This is a genomic window from Mycobacterium europaeum, assembly GCF_002102155.1.
Lineage (GTDB): Bacteria > Actinomycetota > Actinomycetes > Mycobacteriales > Mycobacteriaceae > Mycobacterium > Mycobacterium europaeum.
Genome location: NZ_LQOU01000026.1, coordinates 128,763 through 143,430, shown reverse-complemented (window position 1 = coordinate 143,430; position 14,668 = coordinate 128,763). Strand labels below are relative to the sequence as shown.

Sequence of the window (14,668 nt, the reverse complement as noted above, 5' to 3'; positions counted from 1 at the left end):
CCCGGACCAAGACAGCCGACCAAATCCTGACCAGCATCGCCAACTACTGCACCCAAATTAATGACTCAGGACACTAGACGCAGACACCGAGCGCGCTGATCACACAGCCGCCGCTAGCCCCGCCGACGAGTCCGCCGCTGCCGGCCGTCGATGAGGCACATCCTGTCGGTACCACTAACACCGTGACGAGGCCCGCGGCCGCCACAGCGGCTTTGAGGGTTTTCATGGTGCGCTTCGCCTTCATGATGAGCCTTCTTTCATCATCCTTCGAGGGGGTAATTGCACAGCCGTTGAACGACACATGCCCCCGCCCCATACCCGCTGACTCGCGCGGGTAAACCAAAATCTTCGATTAATTTCGCGACGGGTTGACGCGATATGCCGCTCGCCCGAAACTTGCACGTCAGGCGGGTACGCGACTAAGGTCGTCGCTCGTGCGTCTTCTCGAGCGTGTCGTAGTAGCTAGCACCCGCAGCGGGGTCTGACCCAGACCGACCCCCCGCTGTGGGTCGGAAGCTACTGCCGTCGGTCAATCCTTCGACCGAAGAAGACCGGCACCATGACCGTTCCCGAAACTTTTCCCGAGCGTCTCGATTCCGACGCCGACCCGGCCGGCCCGTGCCTCGCCACGGAGTGGTTCGCCCGACAGTTCGGCGCGCCGCTACCGAGCGGCCTGCGGGAGCCCGCGGGCGCGATGTCCTGGCAGCGCTTCGTCGCGACCTACGGCCAGATGACCGGACCGATCCGCCTGCGCAACTGGGAGTGCATCGACGACCAGCGGCGGCCGGGCCCGCAGCCGCGCAACTTTCGGGCCATGATCGCCGTCGGCGAGCGCATCAGCGTGTCGACGGCGGCGGCCGGAGGCCCGATCGCGGCGCTCAGCGCGATGCTGCACGAACGCGGCATCCCGGTGGAGATTCTCAAGTTCCATCAGCTGCGCTCCGGCGAGCGCACGGCCACGTTCGTCCAAGGCGGCAACGGCGCCCGTGTGGAATGGGCGATGGGCTGGTCCGAGGAACCGGCCCAGTCGGCGTTGCGCGCGGTGATCGCGTGTGCCAACCGGCTGATCGCGTAGTCCGGGTTGCCGAGCAGACGCAGAATCGCACGCCGAGCAGCCGCACTGCGCGATTTTGCGTCTGCTCGCGGCGAGTCAGAGCGGGCGCAGCACGATCGGCATGCCGTCCATCGGTATCGGCATGCCGCCGTAGTCCCAGTGCGGCTGGTAGCCCGGCCGGGCCAGCTCCAGCCGGTAGCGGCGCAGCAGCCGATGCACGACCGTCTTGACCTCGAGCTGTCCGAACACCATGCCGATGCACTTGTGCGCGCCGCCGCCGAACGGCGCGAACGCGTACCGATGCTTCTTGTGCTCGGAGCGGGGCTCGGCGAAGCGTTCGGGGTCGAATTTGTCTGGATCCGTCCATAATTCGGGCAGGCGGTGGTTCATGCCCGGCCAGATCGTGATGTTGGTGCCGGCGGGGATGTAGTGGCCGAGCAGCTCGGTGTCGCGAACGGCCTGCCGCATGTTGAACGGCAGCGGCGTCACCATGCGCAGCGACTCGTTCATGATCAGTTCGAGCGTTTCCAGCTTCTCGAGCGCCTCGATGTCCAGCGGCCCGTCGCCGAGCCGGGCCGACTCCTCGCGCGCCCGCTCCTGCCACTCCGGATTGGCGGCCATGTTGTAGACCATCGTGGTGGTCGTCGACGTCGAGGTGTCGTGGGCGGCCATCATCAAGAAGATCATGTGGTTGACGATGTCCTCATCGGTGAAGCTGTTGCCGTCCTCGTCCTCGGTGTGGCACAGCACCGTGAGCATGTCGTTGCCGGTGGCCTGGCGGCGCTCCTTGACCCGCTCGGCGAAGTACTCCTCGAGCAGTGTGCGGGCCCGCAGCCCCCGCCACCACTTGAACGGCGGCAGCGGCTGCCGGATGATCGCGCCGCCCGCGCGCGTCGTGATCGTGAACGCCTGATTGACCTTCGTGACCAGATCGTGGTCGGTGCCGGGCTCGTGCCCCATGAACACCAGGGAGGCGACGTCCAGGGTGAGTTCCTTCATCGCCGGGTGGAACAGGAAACGCGCGTCGTTGGTCGGCCAGTTGGCGACGATGTCGCTGGCCACCCGGTCGATGTGCTCGACGTAGCCGGTCAACCGGCTGCGCGTGAAGGCCTCCTGCATGATCCGCCGGTGGTACATGTGCTCGTCGAAGTCCAGCATCATCAGGCCGCGGTTGAAGAACGGCCCGATCACCGGGTGCCAGCCCCGCTGTGAGAAGTCCTTGTTCTTGTTCGAGAACACGGCCTGGGTGGCGTCCGGTCCCAGCGCCGTGACCGCCGGCATGATCGGCGAGTCGAGGAAGTGCAGGGGGCCCCGGGTGCGATAGAGGTGCAGCGCGTAGTCCGGCCCGCCCCGGAACATCTCGATGATGTGGCCCAGGATCGGCAGGCCGGCATCGCCCAACACCGGCTCGAGACCGCTGCCGGCGGGGGGTTCGGCCAGGACCTTGGTGTCCCATTCGTGGCTGAGCAGCCGCTTCTCGACCGCCCCCATCCCCGGGATGGTATTCAGCGTCGGGGTGAACCGGCGCCGCGCCTGGTCCAGCAGGTAGTGCGGGGTGCTGATCGTGGCGGTCATAGACGCTCCTTTGCGTGCCCTCCGAGGTGACAGCCGTCACTGTTCTATAACCTTCGGAAAAAACTTGACGGCTGTCAAGTTTGCTTTTCGCGCGGCGTGGTGCAAGGTCAGGGAGTGAGCAGCCACCCCGCCACCCCGGAGCCCGTCGGGCAACGGCGCGGCGACAAGCAACGCCAGGCGATCCTGCAGGCGGTGCGGGAACTGTTGCAGGAGCAGCCATTCGCCGAGCTGTCCGTCAGCACCATCAGCCTTCGGGCCGGCGTCGCCCGCTCCGGCTTCTACTTCTACTTCGACTCGAAATACGCGGTGCTGGCCCAGTTGATGGCCGAGGCCGCCGCCGAACTCGAAGAGCTCACCCAGGACTTCGCCCCGCGCCAGCCCGGCGAGTCGCCGGAGCAGTTCGCCCAACGCATGGTCGGCAGCGCGGCCGCCGTGTACGCGCACAACGACCCGGTGATGACCGCGTGCAACGAGGCGCGCACCACCGACGTCGAGATCCGTAATCTCCTCGACCAGCAGTTCGAGGTGGTGCTGGGGCAGATCGTCTCCATCGTCGAGGCGGAGATGAAGGCCGGGACCGCCAGCCCGATCAGCGACGACCTGCCGACGCTGATCCGCACCCTCGCCGGTACCACCGCGCTGATGCTGACCGGCGACCCGATCCTGGCCGGCCGTGACAGCGACCGCGACCGCCGCGTGCGCGTGCTGGAGCGGTTGTGGCTGCACGCGCTGTGGGGCGGGCGTCCCTAGGCCGAGGCGTTACCGCCGGTATCGTCACGGCAATGGGGCAGCAGGGATACTTCGCGGACAAACGGTGTCTGGTCACCGGGGCGGCCAGCGGCATCGGCCGCGCCACCGCGCTGCGGCTGGCCGCCGACGGCGCCGAGCTCTATCTCACCGACCGTGACCGGGACGGCCTCGAGCGGACCGTGGCCGACGCCCGCGCGTTGGGCGGGCGGGTACCCGAGCATCGGGCCCTCGACATCGCCAGCTATGACGAGGTGGCCGCGTTCGCCGCCGACATCCATCGCGACCATCCGAGCATGGACGTCGTGCTCAACATCGCCGGTGTGTCGGCGTGGGGCACCGTCGACCGGCTGAGCCACGAGCAGTGGAGCAAGATGATCGCGATCAACCTGATGGGTCCGATCCACGTCATCGAGACGTTCGTCCCCCCGATGGTGGCGGCCCGCAACGGCGGGCACCTGGTCAACGTGTCGTCGGCCGCGGGGCTGGTCGCCCTCCCGTGGCATGCCGCCTACAGCGCCAGCAAGTACGGCCTGCGCGGGCTGTCGGAGGTGCTGCGCTTCGACCTGGCCCGGCACCGCATCGGGGTGTCGGTCGTGGTGCCGGGCGCGGTGAACACCCCGCTGGTCCAAACCGTCGAGATCGCCGGCGTGGACCGCGAAGACCCCAAGGTGGCGCGCTGGGTGAACCGCTTCAGCGGCCACGCCGTCTCGCCGGAGAGGGCGGCCGAGAAGATCCTGGCCGGGGTGGCCAAGAACCGCTACCTGATCTACACCTCGGCGGACATCCGGGCGCTGTACGCCTTCAAGCGGCTGGCCTGGTGGCCCTACAGCGTGGCGATGCGTCAGGTGAACGTGGTGTTCACCCGGGCGCTGCGGCCGGCCCCGGCGCCGCTAGTGCGGCATGGCCAGTTCGAGGCGCACCCCCAGCAGCCGGACCGGGCGGTCGAGCTCGAATAGGTCCAGGACGCGCAGCGCCGCGGCGACGATGGTGTCGCGATCGGTGGTCGGGGCGTCCAGCTTGCGGACCTTGGCGCGGGTGTAGAAGGTCGCGGTCCGCACGGTGACGGCCACGCGGGTCACGATCCGGCCCGACGCGAGCACGTCGGCCAACGTCTGTTCGGCCAATTGCGTGACGGACGAATCCATCTCGGCGCGTTCGGTGAGGTCGCGCGGGAAGGTGACCACGTGGCTGCGCGAGCGCGGGATCCACGGCTCGGCGCTGACGCCGGTGTCGCCACCGCCCTTGGCCAACAGCAGCAGCCACAGCCCGGTACGCGGGCCGAACGCCGACGTCAGCAGCTCGGCGTCACTGTCCGCGAGCTCACGCACCGTCGTGATCCCCAGCGCGGCAAGCTTTTTCGCGGTCTTGGGGCCTACGCCCCACAACGCGTCGACCGGGCGGTCGGCCATCAGGGTCATCCAGTTCGCGTCGGTGAGCGCGAAGACGCCCGCCGGTTTGGCGAAGCCGGTCGCGACCTTGGCGCGCTGCTTGTTGTCGCTGATGCCGACCGAGCAGGACAGCCCGGTTTCCGCGGAGATGACCGCCCGGATCTCGTCGGCCACTTCCGTCGGGTCGGCCCCCGCCAGCCCGACGTACGCCTCGTCCCATCCCCACACCTCGACCGGGTGCCCCAGATCGCGCAGCAACCCCATCACCTGCTGGGAGGCCGCGTCATAGGCTTCGGCGTCCGACGGCAGGAACGTCGCCTCGGGGCAGCGGCGGGCGGCGGCCCGCAACGGCATGCCGGCGTGCACGCCGAATTTCCGGGCTTCATAGGACGCGCAGGTGACAACCTTGCGCGGTTCGGACGGATCGCCGTTGCCGCCGACGATCACCGGCAGCCCGGCTAGCTCGGGGTGGCGACGCAATTCCACGGACGCCAGAAACTGATCGAGGTCGACGTGCAGGACCCAGCTCTGCGTCGGCGCGATCATGCCGGGTCACCGCCCACAAAGCTTGCGCGCCAAGCTTTCCCACGCGTCGCCGAGGGTCTGCAGGGTGTGGCCGCCCTCGGCGAGCTGGTGCTCGATGTAGTCCACGTCCAGCAGCGCCAGCAACGCGTCGGTTTGCACATCGAGGTCGCCGGTGGACTCGGCGGCCTTCAGCAGGACCCGCACGTGGGTGCGTTGCACCATCGCCGGCGCGTTGTGACGGCTTTGCGGGTCGCGGTTGACGGCCGAGAGCAGCTCGCGGTGGGTGTGCGCGAAGCGGATCCGCTCGCGGCCGAACGCCACCAGCCGATCCGTCGGCGGCGCGCCGGGGCCCAAGGGCGGCGGCCCGAACAGAAACGCCCGCTGACTCGCTTGCTCGTCTTCGTCGAGCAACACCATCATCAGGCCGGCGCGGCTGCCGAACCGGCGGAACAGCGTGCCCTTGCCGACCCCGGCGGCCGCGGCGATGTCGTCCATGGTGACCGCATCGGCGCCGCGCTCGGCGACCAGGTTTCGGGCAGCCTGGAGTAACAGGGCACGGTTGCGCGCCGCGTCGCCCCGCTCCTGGTGGACCACCTGCGGAGCGCACACGGGCAGCTCGCCCAACCGTTCGCTCATGACTGCACTTTAACGCCGCCGGAATAAACCGGACTGCAGTCCGGTTTGGGCATGCGAGGATGTAGACCAACGACCGAAGGGACTCCGACAGTGACAACCAAGATCTTGGCGTTCGTGGGAAGCCTGCGTGCGGCGTCAGTGAACCGGCAGATCGCCGAACTGGCGGCGGCGGTGGCCCCCGACGGCGTGACCGTCACGATCTTCGAGGAGCTCGCAGAGCTGCCGTTCTACAACGAAGAGATCGACGACGCGATGAACACCGGCGCCCCGCCGCTGCCCCCGGTGGTCGCCCTGCGCGCGGCGGCGGCCGACGCCGACGCCGCGCTGGTGGTCACCCCGGAATACAACGGCAGCATTCCGGCCGTCATCAAGAACGCGATCGACTGGCTGTCCCGGCCGTTCGGCGACGGCGCGCTGAAGGGCAAGCCGCTGGCGGTGATCGGGGGCTCCTTCGGTCAGTACGGCGGGGTCTGGGCGCACGACGAAACCCGCAAGTCGTTCGGCATCGCCGGCGCGCGCGTGGTGGATTCGATCAAACTCTCCGTGCCGTTCAAGACGCTGGAGGGCAAAGCGCCCGCGGAGCACGCCGAGCTCTCGGGGAATGTGCGCGACGCGGTCGGGAAGCTGGTCGCCGAAGTCGGCTGATTGGGGGAAGTCCACAAGCTGGTCACCGGGTGACCAGCGAGGTTGTGGCAACCGGATAGCCAAAGCCGCCAGCCCTCGGCTGGCGGCTTTGCTGGCGGTCGGCCGGGGAGGCCGAATGCGGCGGTTTGGGCGCGGGCCACGGGGAGATGTCGGTGGCCGGTGATACAACGATTCGCATGGGCGGCTTCGTCGAAGAATGTGACCTGCGACACGCCGGGCGCGTGTCGCCCGAACGGCTTACGACCAGCGAATTTCAAAAATGTCATTCCGAACATCTTGTATCTGGTCATCTTGTCTGCCACTAGGTGTAGTGTTTCGAGCACCGGCAGATCCCAGGTTCACCAGCCCGACCGGGGCCTGGTTCACCACCCGAAATCGGCTCAATGGGTCATTCGACCCCGACGGCCGCACGACGGGAATGTGGGGGCTTGGCGGGCCGCTGAAACACAGCGAAGACGTAGTACCGAGTAGTTGCCAGTCCGTGACAAGTCCCACCTTCCGCAAAGGAGCGGCTTCTATGAGCATCACCGTGTACACCAAGCCGGCATGCGTGCAGTGCAGCGCCACGTTCAAGGCCCTGGACAAGCAGGGCATCGGCTACGAGAAGGTCGACATCACGCTGGACAACGAGGCGCGCGACTACGTGATGGCGCTGGGGTACCTGCAGGCGCCCGTGGTGGTGGCGGGGAACGAGCACTGGTCGGGGTTCCGGCCGGACCGCATCAAGGCGCTCGCGGAAGCGGCCCTCAGCGCCTGAGTGGCCAGCGGCGGACGATAGGTAAGAAGGAGGTTGCGGTGCTATGGACATCACGCGGCGCAGCCTGGTCTATTTCTCCTCCGTGTCGGAGAACACCCACCGCTTCGTGCAGAAGCTGGGTGTTCCCGCCACGCGGATACCGCTGCATGGCCGCATCGAGGTCGACGAGCCGTATGTCCTGATCGTGCCCACGTACGGCGGCGGCCGGGCCACCCCTGACCTCAACGCCGGCGGATACGTTCCCAAGCAGGTCATCGCATTCCTGAACGACGAGCACAACCGGTCGTTGATCCGCGGCGTCATCGCGGCGGGCAACAACAACTTCGGCGCCGAATTCGCCTATGCGGGCAACGTGATCTCGCGCAAATGCGGCGTCCCCTACCTTTACCGCTTCGAACTGATGGGCACCCCGGACGACGTGGAAGCCGTCCGCGCGGGCTTGGAAGATTTCTGGAAGGAACAGACGTGCCACCAACCGTCACTGCAGAGCCTGTAACGTCCGGCGCGCACGCGTTGCCCGGTGAAACGGACTACCACGCGCTGAACGCGATGCTGAACCTGTACGACGCCGACGGCAGGATTCAGTTCGACAAGGACGTGCTGGCGGCGCGCCAGTACTTCCTGCAGCACGTCAACCAGAACACTGTCTTCTTCCACAATCAGGACGAGAAGCTCGACTACCTGATCCGCGAAAACTACTACGAGCGCGAGGTTCTCGACCAGTACTCGCGCAACTTCGTCAAGGAGCTGCTGGACCGCGCCTATGCCAAGAAGTTCCGGTTCCCGACGTTCCTGGGCGCGTTCAAGTACTACACCTCCTACACGCTGAAGACGTTCGACGGTAAGCGCTACCTGGAGCGCTTCGAGGACCGCGTGGTCATGGTGGCGCTCACCCTGGCGGCCGGTGACACCGGGCTGGCCGAGAAGCTGGTCGACGAGATCATCGACGGCCGCTTCCAGCCGGCCACCCCGACGTTTCTGAACTCGGGCAAGAAGCAACGCGGCGAACCGGTGAGCTGCTTTCTGCTGCGCATCGAGGACAACATGGAATCGATCGGCCGATCGATCAACTCCGCCCTGCAGCTGTCCAAGCGCGGCGGGGGAGTCGCGTTGCTGCTGACCAACATTCGCGAGCACGGCGCGCCGATCAAAAACATCGAGAACCAGTCCTCGGGCGTCATCCCCATCATGAAGCTGCTCGAGGACTCGTTCTCCTACGCCAACCAGTTGGGCGCGCGCCAGGGTGCCGGAGCGGTGTACCTGCACGCGCATCACCCCGACATCTACCGCTTCCTGGACACCAAACGCGAGAACGCCGACGAGAAGATCCGGATCAAGACGCTGAGCCTGGGCGTGGTGATCCCCGACATCACCTTCGAGCTGGCCAAGAAGAACGAGGACATGTACCTGTTCTCGCCGTACGACGTCGAACGCGTCTACGGCCTGCCGTTCGCCGACATCTCGGTGACCGAGAAGTACTACGAGATGGTCGACGACGCGCGCATCCGCAAGACGAAGATCAAGGCGCGGGAGTTCTTCCAGACGCTGGCCGAGCTGCAGTTCGAGTCCGGCTACCCCTACATCATGTTCGAGGACACGGTGAACCGGGCCAACCCGGTCGAGGGCAAGATCACGCACTCGAACCTGTGCTCGGAGATCCTGCAGGTGTCCACGCCGTCGCTGTTCAACGACGACCTCTCGTATGCCAAAGTCGGCAAAGACATTTCGTGCAACCTCGGTTCGCTGAACATCGCCAAGGCGATGGACTCACCGGACTTCGCGCAGACCATCGAGGTGGCCATCCGCGCCCTGACCGCGGTCAGCGACCAGACCCACATCACGTCGGTGCCCTCGATCGAGCAGGGCAACAACGAATCCCACGCGATCGGCCTGGGGCAGATGAACCTGCACGGCTACCTCGCGCGCGAGCGCATCTTCTACGGGTCCGAAGAGGGCATCGACTTCACCAACATCTACTTCTACACGGTGCTCTACCACGCGCTGCGGGCGTCGAACCGCATCGCCATCGAACGGGGCAGGGCGTTCGGCGGTTTCGAGCGGTCGAAGTACGCCTCGGGCGAGTTCTTCGACAAGTACACCGACCAGGTGTGGGAGCCGCAGACCGACAAGGTGCGTCAGCTCTTCGCCGACGCGGACATCCGGATCCCGACCCAGGACGACTGGAAGCGGTTGAAGGAGTCGGTGCAGGCGCACGGCATCTACAACCAGAACCTGCAGGCCGTCCCGCCGACGGGGTCGATCTCCTACATCAACCATTCGACGAGCTCGATCCACCCGATCGCCAGCAAGGTCGAGATCCGCAAGGAAGGCAAGATCGGCCGCGTCTACTACCCGGCGCCCTACATGACCAACGACAACCTGGAGTACTTCCAGGACGCGTATGAGATCGGCTACGAGAAGGTCATCGACACCTACGCCGCGGCCACCCAGCACGTGGACCAGGGACTGAGCCTGACGCTGTTCTTCAAGGACACCGCCACCACGCGCGATGTGAACAAGGCGCAGATCTATGCCTGGCGCAAGGGCATCAAGACGCTCTACTACATCCGGCTGCGGCAGATGGCGCTGGAAGGGACGGAGGTCGAGGGCTGCGTGTCCTGCATGCTGTAGGACGGCCCCTCACAGATTCGTTTGTCCCCAGCTCGCCAGGCGCCGTTCGCGTTCGGCGGCGTCGACCTCTTCGACCCGCGTCATAATCGACCAGCGTTGCCCGAACGGGTCGACGATGGAACCGAACCGGTCACCGGTGACGAAGGTCTGGGCTGCCTCGCGAATCGTCGCCCCTGCCTGCTCGGCGCGCGCCAGCACGTCGTCGACGTCAGCGCAATACAGCGCGACCGAATGGGTCACGGACCCGCTGTGCGCGGCGGGAGCCACGAGCCGGTATTCGGGGTTGGGATCGGACAATTGCAGCCTCCCGTGGCCGAAATCCAATTCCGCGTGCGCGATCGTGCCGTCCGGTCCGGTCATCTTCTCGACCAGGACGGCGCCGAACACGTCGAGGTAGAAATCGATGGCTGCCGCGGCGCCGTCGACGACCAGGAACGGGGTCAAACTTGTGTAGCCGGCGGGAATGGGTGTGGGGGTCATGGCGTCCACCTTCGCTACATTCGTCACGTGTTGGCTTGGAAAAACGCGCCACCAATCCACGGTGCCGAGTTGGGCGTGGTCGGGCGGGCGGGCAGCGCGGCGGTGTTCGACCTCGTCCGCAGGGCGCCGTCGGAACTCGCGGGCAAATTCGTCGAACACTACTGGTCGGTCTGCTGGGACCTGACCGGGCGACCGCCGCATGACAGCCTGGTGATCACCTTCCCGTCGATGCACCTCACGCACGAGTGGGGGACCGACTCGCCGCGTCACGGCCATGCCTTACCTGCCACTTTGGTGCACGGCGTGGTGCAACGGGTCTTCAGCATCACATTGTCCGGACGGGGCGCGGTAGTCGGTGCGCGTTTCAAGCCGGGCGGGTTCACCGCCCGATTCGGGCGCGACGCCGCCGCGGTGGCGGGCCGCGTTATGCGGGCGGACGGCGAGCTGTTCGGCGGCTCCGTGTCTTTCGACGACGATATCGACGCCGCCACGGCGCAATTCGATGCCGCGATCGGTGCTGCGACCCGGCCCGATCCAACCTATGCGGCCCTCGCAACGCTGCTTCAACGGATGCGCGACGAGCAGGCTTTGCACAGCGTGGACCAGGTTATGGCGTACTCGCCGTGGAGCGCGCGAACTACGCAGCGCGTATTTCGGCGCTACGTCGGCGTCTCCGTCAAATGGGTGCTGTGTCGATACCGTTTGCAGCACGCCGCGTTGGCGCTCGAGACTGACCGGTGCGTCGACCTCGCCGACCTGGCAGTGCGACTCGGCTGGTACGACCAGGCGCACTTCACGAACGACTTCCGGTCGATGTTGGGCTGCAGCCCGGGCGAGTACGCCCAACGGTACAGACGATGATGTGGCGGTTCAGTGGATGTCATCCTCGATCGTCGCGCAGTCTGCCCAGGTCAGCGGCTCGAATGGTCGTCAGAGGGGTATGGTGCTTGACGTGGTGAGAATTCCGCGACCACCCCACCCCAGTGTCAAGCCGCCGGGGGCGAAGGTCGACGCGCGCAGCGAGCGGTGGCGCGAACACCGCAAGAAGGTGCGCGGCGAGATCGTGGACGCGGCCTTCCGCGCCATCGACCGCCTGGGCCCCGAGCTGAGCGTGCGGGAGATCGCCGAGGAGGCCGGCACCGCCAAGCCGAAGATCTACCGGCACTTCCACGACAAGGCCGACCTGTTCCAGGCCATCGGGGAACGGCTGCGCGACATGCTGTGGGCCGCCATCTTCCCGTCGATCGACCTGAAAACCGACTCCTCCCGCGAGGTGATCCGTCGCGCCGTCGAGGAGTATGTCAACCTCGTCGACCAGCACCCCAACGTGCTGCGGGTCTTCATCCAGGGTCGCTCCGCGGCGAGCCCGCAGATCCTCAACGAGGGCCGCGGGATCACCCTGGCGGTGGCCGACATGTTCGACAACGAGCTGCGCGAGATGGAACTGGACCACGCGGCTTTCGAACTGGCCGGGAACGCGGCATTCGGGTCGGCCGCATCGGCCACCGAGTGGTGGCTGGGACCCGACGCCGACAGCCCACGCCGCATGTCGCGCGAGCAGTTCGTCGCCCACCTGACGACGATCATGGTCGGGGTCATCGTCGGCACCGCTGAGGTGCTCGGCATCACCATGGACCCCGACCAGCCCATCCACAGCGTGATGCCCAGCAGCCCCGCGGCGAGCTGAGGACTTTTGGCACGTTGACATCGTTGCGGCGATCGTCGACACTCGTGCCATTCGATACCCTGGGTACTGGGTATTTTGCGCAATCTGACAGGAAGACCGATCCACCGTGACCGACGTCGTGACACAAGCCGAGCCGACCAACACGCACCAACCCGTCCACGCGCGCGCCATCATCATCGGGACCGGGTTCTCCGGCCTGGGGATGGCGATCAAGCTGCAGCAGCTGGGCGTGGACTTCGTCATCCTGGAGAAGTTCGGCGACGTCGGCGGCACGTGGCGCGACAACAGCTATCCCGGTTGCGCCTGCGACATCCCGTCGCACCTGTACTCGTTCTCCTTCGAGCCCAAGCCCGACTGGCGCAACCCGTTCTCCTATCAGCCCGAGATCTGGGACTACCTCAAGGGAGTCACCGAGAAATACGGGCTGCGCCGCTACATCGAGTTCGATTCGCACGTGGATCGTGCCCACTGGGACGACGAAGAGCAGCGCTGGCACGTCTTCACCGAAGACGGCCGCGAGTTCGTCGGGCAGTTCCTGATCTCGGGCGCGGGTGCGCTGCACATCCCGGCCATGCCCGACATCGAGGGCCGTGACGAATTCCGTGGCCCCGCTTTCCATTCCGCGGAGTGGGACCACACCGTCGACCTGACCGGAAAGCGGGTGGCGATGATCGGGACCGGCGCCAGCGCCATCCAGATCGTGCCGGAGATCGTCGGGCAGGTCGCCGAACTGCAGCTCTACCAACGCACTCCGCCCTGGGTGGTGCCGCGCTCCAACCCCGAGATCCCGGTGGCGCTGCGGCGCGCCATGGCCAACGTGCCCGGCCTGCGGGCGCTGGTGCGTGCGGTGATCTACTGGGGCCAAGAGGCCCTGGCCGTTGGAATGACCAAGCGTCCCGACGCCTTGAAGTTCATCGAGGCCTACGTCAAATACAACATCCGCCGATCGGTCAAGGATCGCGAGCTGCGTCGCAAGCTCACCCCGCACTACCGGATCGGGTGCAAGCGAATCCTGAACTCCTCGACCTACTATCGCGCGGTCGCCGACCCGAAGACCGAACTGATCACCGACCACATCGCCCGGATCACGCCCACCGGCATCGTCACCGCCGACGGCAAGGAACGCGAAGTCGACGTGATCGTCTACGGCACCGGCTTCCACGTCACCGACTCCTACACCTACGTCCAGATCAAGGGGCACAACGGCGAGGACCTGGTCGATCGCTGGAACCGGGAGGGCATCGCCGCGCACCGCGGCATCACCGTCGCCGACATGCCCAACCTGTTCTTCCTGCTGGGCCCGAACACCGGCCTGGGCCACAACTCGGTGGTCTTCATGATCGAGTCCCAGATCCGCTACGTCGCCAGCGCGATCAGGGCCTGCGACAAGCGCGGCGCCCAGGCGCTCGCGCCGACGCGCGCCGCGCAGGACGCGTTCAACGACGAGTTGCAGCGCAGGCTGGGGCATTCGGTGTGGAACAGCGGCGGATGCAGCAGCTGGTACCTCGACGAGCACGGCAAGAACACGGTGCTGTGGGGCGGCTACACCTGGGAGTACTGGCGCGATACCCGCTCGATCAAGCCCGAGGAGTATCAGTTCTTCGGCGCGGGCTCACGTGCCGGCCGTCGCGCGGCGGCCGTCGGGGGCTGAGCTTTTCGCGAATGAGCGAAGGTTCAAGCGCACGATGCGGTCCAGGACCCGGTCGGATACGACACGGCTGATCCGCAGCAAGATCGCGGCGTCACGCCCGATGGTGTAGCGCGTCCGCGGGTGGGAGGCGGTGGCGGCCTTTGCGATCACCTTCGCGGCGTGTTCGGCCGAGACGCCGGTCTCGTTGAACGTCCGGGCCTGCGCCATGACGGCCGCGGCGAGATCGCCGTAGCGCGCCAGTTGGTCAGCGGTCATGCGGGCCATGAGTTCTTCCGCCGTGGCGACCCCCCGCTCGGCCATCTCGGTCTTGACCGCACCGGGTTCGACGACGACGACCTTGACCCCCGCATCGGTGACCTCGCGACGCAGCGCATCGCTGATCGCCTCGAGCGCGAATTTCGAGCCCGCGTATGCCCCGTATGTCGGCAGGACGACCTTGCCGCCGATGGAGCTGATGTTCACCACGGTGCCCTTGCTGGCCAGCAGGGCAGGCAACAGCGCCTGCGTCATCGCGACGTGTCCGAAGACATTGACCTCGAATTGCCGGCGCCACTCGCTTAGCGGCAGCGTTTCGACTGGGGCGTTGACCGCGATCCCGGCGTTGTTGATCAGCGCGCGCAGTGGGCGGTGCACCGGATCGCTTGCGACGCGGTCGGCGATCGCGGCGATGTCGGATTCGACCGTGATGTCGAGGATGTGCGGTTCGATGCGTTCGGCGCGCAACGCGTCCGCGTCGACTGCGCGGCGCACGCCCGCAAGGACGTGAAAACCGTTGCGGGCCATCTGCCTTGCGGTTGCGGCGCCCATACCGGTCGAGGCGCCGGTGACGACGATCAGCTGGTTGCGGTCGGTGGAACGCGGGGAAGTCATGGCGGTCTCCAGAGCGGTT

The 14,668-nt window shown here is 66.6% G+C and carries 15 protein-coding genes; 10 read left to right on the top strand and 5 right to left on the bottom strand.

The genetic code is table 11. The annotated features are described in order from the left end of the window. The first annotated feature begins 559 nt into the window (after nucleotides 1-559). Nucleotides 560-1,075, top strand: coding sequence for a 2-isopropylmalate synthase (locus AWC03_RS14030; protein WP_085241164.1), 516 nt, complete (start codon nucleotides 560-562; stop codon nucleotides 1,073-1,075). Nucleotides 1,076-1,150: 75 nt separating this feature from the next. Here AWC03_RS14030 and AWC03_RS14025 read toward each other — a convergent pair whose 3' ends face one another. Continuing rightward, entirely contained in the window at nucleotides 1,151-2,629 is a 1,479-nt protein-coding gene (locus tag AWC03_RS14025; protein ID WP_085241163.1) for a cytochrome P450, read from the bottom strand. A gap of 114 nt (nucleotides 2,630-2,743) precedes the next feature. Between AWC03_RS14025 and AWC03_RS14020 the strand changes: the two genes are divergently transcribed. Then, nucleotides 2,744-3,379, top strand: a complete 636-nt coding sequence (locus tag AWC03_RS14020; RefSeq protein WP_085241161.1) for a TetR/AcrR family transcriptional regulator — start codon at nucleotides 2,744-2,746, stop codon at nucleotides 3,377-3,379. A 32-nt stretch (nucleotides 3,380-3,411) separates the two neighbouring features. Continuing rightward, complete coding sequence (locus AWC03_RS14015; protein WP_085241160.1) at nucleotides 3,412-4,335, top strand: SDR family oxidoreductase; 924 nt, start codon at nucleotides 3,412-3,414, stop codon at nucleotides 4,333-4,335. Here AWC03_RS14015 and AWC03_RS14010 read toward each other — a convergent pair. Further along, entirely contained in the window at nucleotides 4,270-5,313 is a 1,044-nt protein-coding gene (locus AWC03_RS14010; protein ID WP_085241158.1) for a DNA polymerase IV, read from the bottom strand. The genes AWC03_RS14015 and AWC03_RS14010 overlap by 66 nt on opposite strands. A 6-nt stretch (nucleotides 5,314-5,319) precedes the next feature. After that, nucleotides 5,320-5,928, bottom strand: a complete 609-nt coding sequence (locus AWC03_RS14005) for a TetR/AcrR family transcriptional regulator (RefSeq protein ID WP_085241156.1) — start codon at nucleotides 5,926-5,928, stop codon at nucleotides 5,320-5,322. A 51-nt stretch (nucleotides 5,929-5,979) separates the two neighbouring features. Between AWC03_RS14005 and AWC03_RS14000 the strand changes: the two genes are divergently transcribed. From AWC03_RS14000 to nrdE, 4 genes are all read left to right on the top strand, one after another. After that, a complete protein-coding gene (locus AWC03_RS14000) occupies nucleotides 5,980-6,573 on the top strand; it encodes an NAD(P)H-dependent oxidoreductase (RefSeq protein ID WP_085241154.1) in 594 nt (197 codons plus the stop codon). A 517-nt stretch (nucleotides 6,574-7,090) separates the two neighbouring features. Next, nucleotides 7,091-7,330 (top strand): redoxin NrdH, encoded by a 240-nt coding sequence (locus tag AWC03_RS13995; protein WP_085241152.1) that lies wholly within the window; start codon nucleotides 7,091-7,093, stop codon nucleotides 7,328-7,330. A gap of 43 nt (nucleotides 7,331-7,373) precedes the next feature. Continuing rightward, nucleotides 7,374-7,826, top strand: coding sequence for a class Ib ribonucleoside-diphosphate reductase assembly flavoprotein NrdI (nrdI, locus tag AWC03_RS13990; protein ID WP_085241151.1), 453 nt, complete (start codon nucleotides 7,374-7,376; stop codon nucleotides 7,824-7,826). After that, the gene (gene nrdE / locus AWC03_RS13985; RefSeq protein WP_085241149.1) at nucleotides 7,796-9,961 is read left to right on the top strand and encodes a class 1b ribonucleoside-diphosphate reductase subunit alpha; all 2,166 of its coding nucleotides are present in this window, start codon (nucleotides 7,796-7,798) and stop codon (nucleotides 9,959-9,961) included. The genes nrdI and nrdE overlap by 31 nt, the downstream gene beginning before the upstream one ends. 9 nt (nucleotides 9,962-9,970) lie before the next feature. Here the strand turns inward: nrdE and AWC03_RS13980 are convergent, their stop codons facing one another. Further along, nucleotides 9,971-10,441 carry a VOC family protein gene (locus AWC03_RS13980; protein WP_085241206.1) on the bottom strand — a complete coding sequence of 157 codons (471 nt, stop codon included), beginning with the start codon at nucleotides 10,439-10,441 and terminating at the stop codon, nucleotides 9,971-9,973. A gap of 75 nt (nucleotides 10,442-10,516) precedes the next feature. Between AWC03_RS13980 and AWC03_RS13975 the strand changes: the two genes are divergently transcribed. The 3 genes from AWC03_RS13975 (at nucleotide 10,517) to AWC03_RS13965 (ending at nucleotide 13,779) form a co-directional block, all read left to right on the top strand. Then, on the top strand, nucleotides 10,517-11,302 hold the full coding sequence (locus AWC03_RS13975; protein ID WP_090423434.1) for a helix-turn-helix domain-containing protein: 786 nt from the start codon (nucleotides 10,517-10,519) through the stop codon (nucleotides 11,300-11,302). Nucleotides 11,303-11,393: 91 nt separating this feature from the next. Continuing rightward, the gene (locus tag AWC03_RS13970; RefSeq protein WP_090423435.1) at nucleotides 11,394-12,128 is read left to right on the top strand and encodes a TetR/AcrR family transcriptional regulator; all 735 of its coding nucleotides are present in this window, start codon (nucleotides 11,394-11,396) and stop codon (nucleotides 12,126-12,128) included. 106 nt (nucleotides 12,129-12,234) lie between these two features. Next, on the top strand, nucleotides 12,235-13,779 hold the full coding sequence (locus tag AWC03_RS13965; protein WP_085241146.1) for a flavin-containing monooxygenase: 1,545 nt from the start codon (nucleotides 12,235-12,237) through the stop codon (nucleotides 13,777-13,779). Here the strand turns inward: AWC03_RS13965 and AWC03_RS13960 are convergent. Continuing rightward, nucleotides 13,741-14,649 carry an SDR family oxidoreductase gene (locus tag AWC03_RS13960; protein WP_085241144.1) on the bottom strand — a complete coding sequence of 303 codons (909 nt, stop codon included), beginning with the start codon at nucleotides 14,647-14,649 and terminating at the stop codon, nucleotides 13,741-13,743. The two genes, AWC03_RS13965 and AWC03_RS13960, sit on opposite strands and share 39 nt — an antisense overlap. Nucleotides 14,650-14,668: the final 19 nt, after the last annotated feature.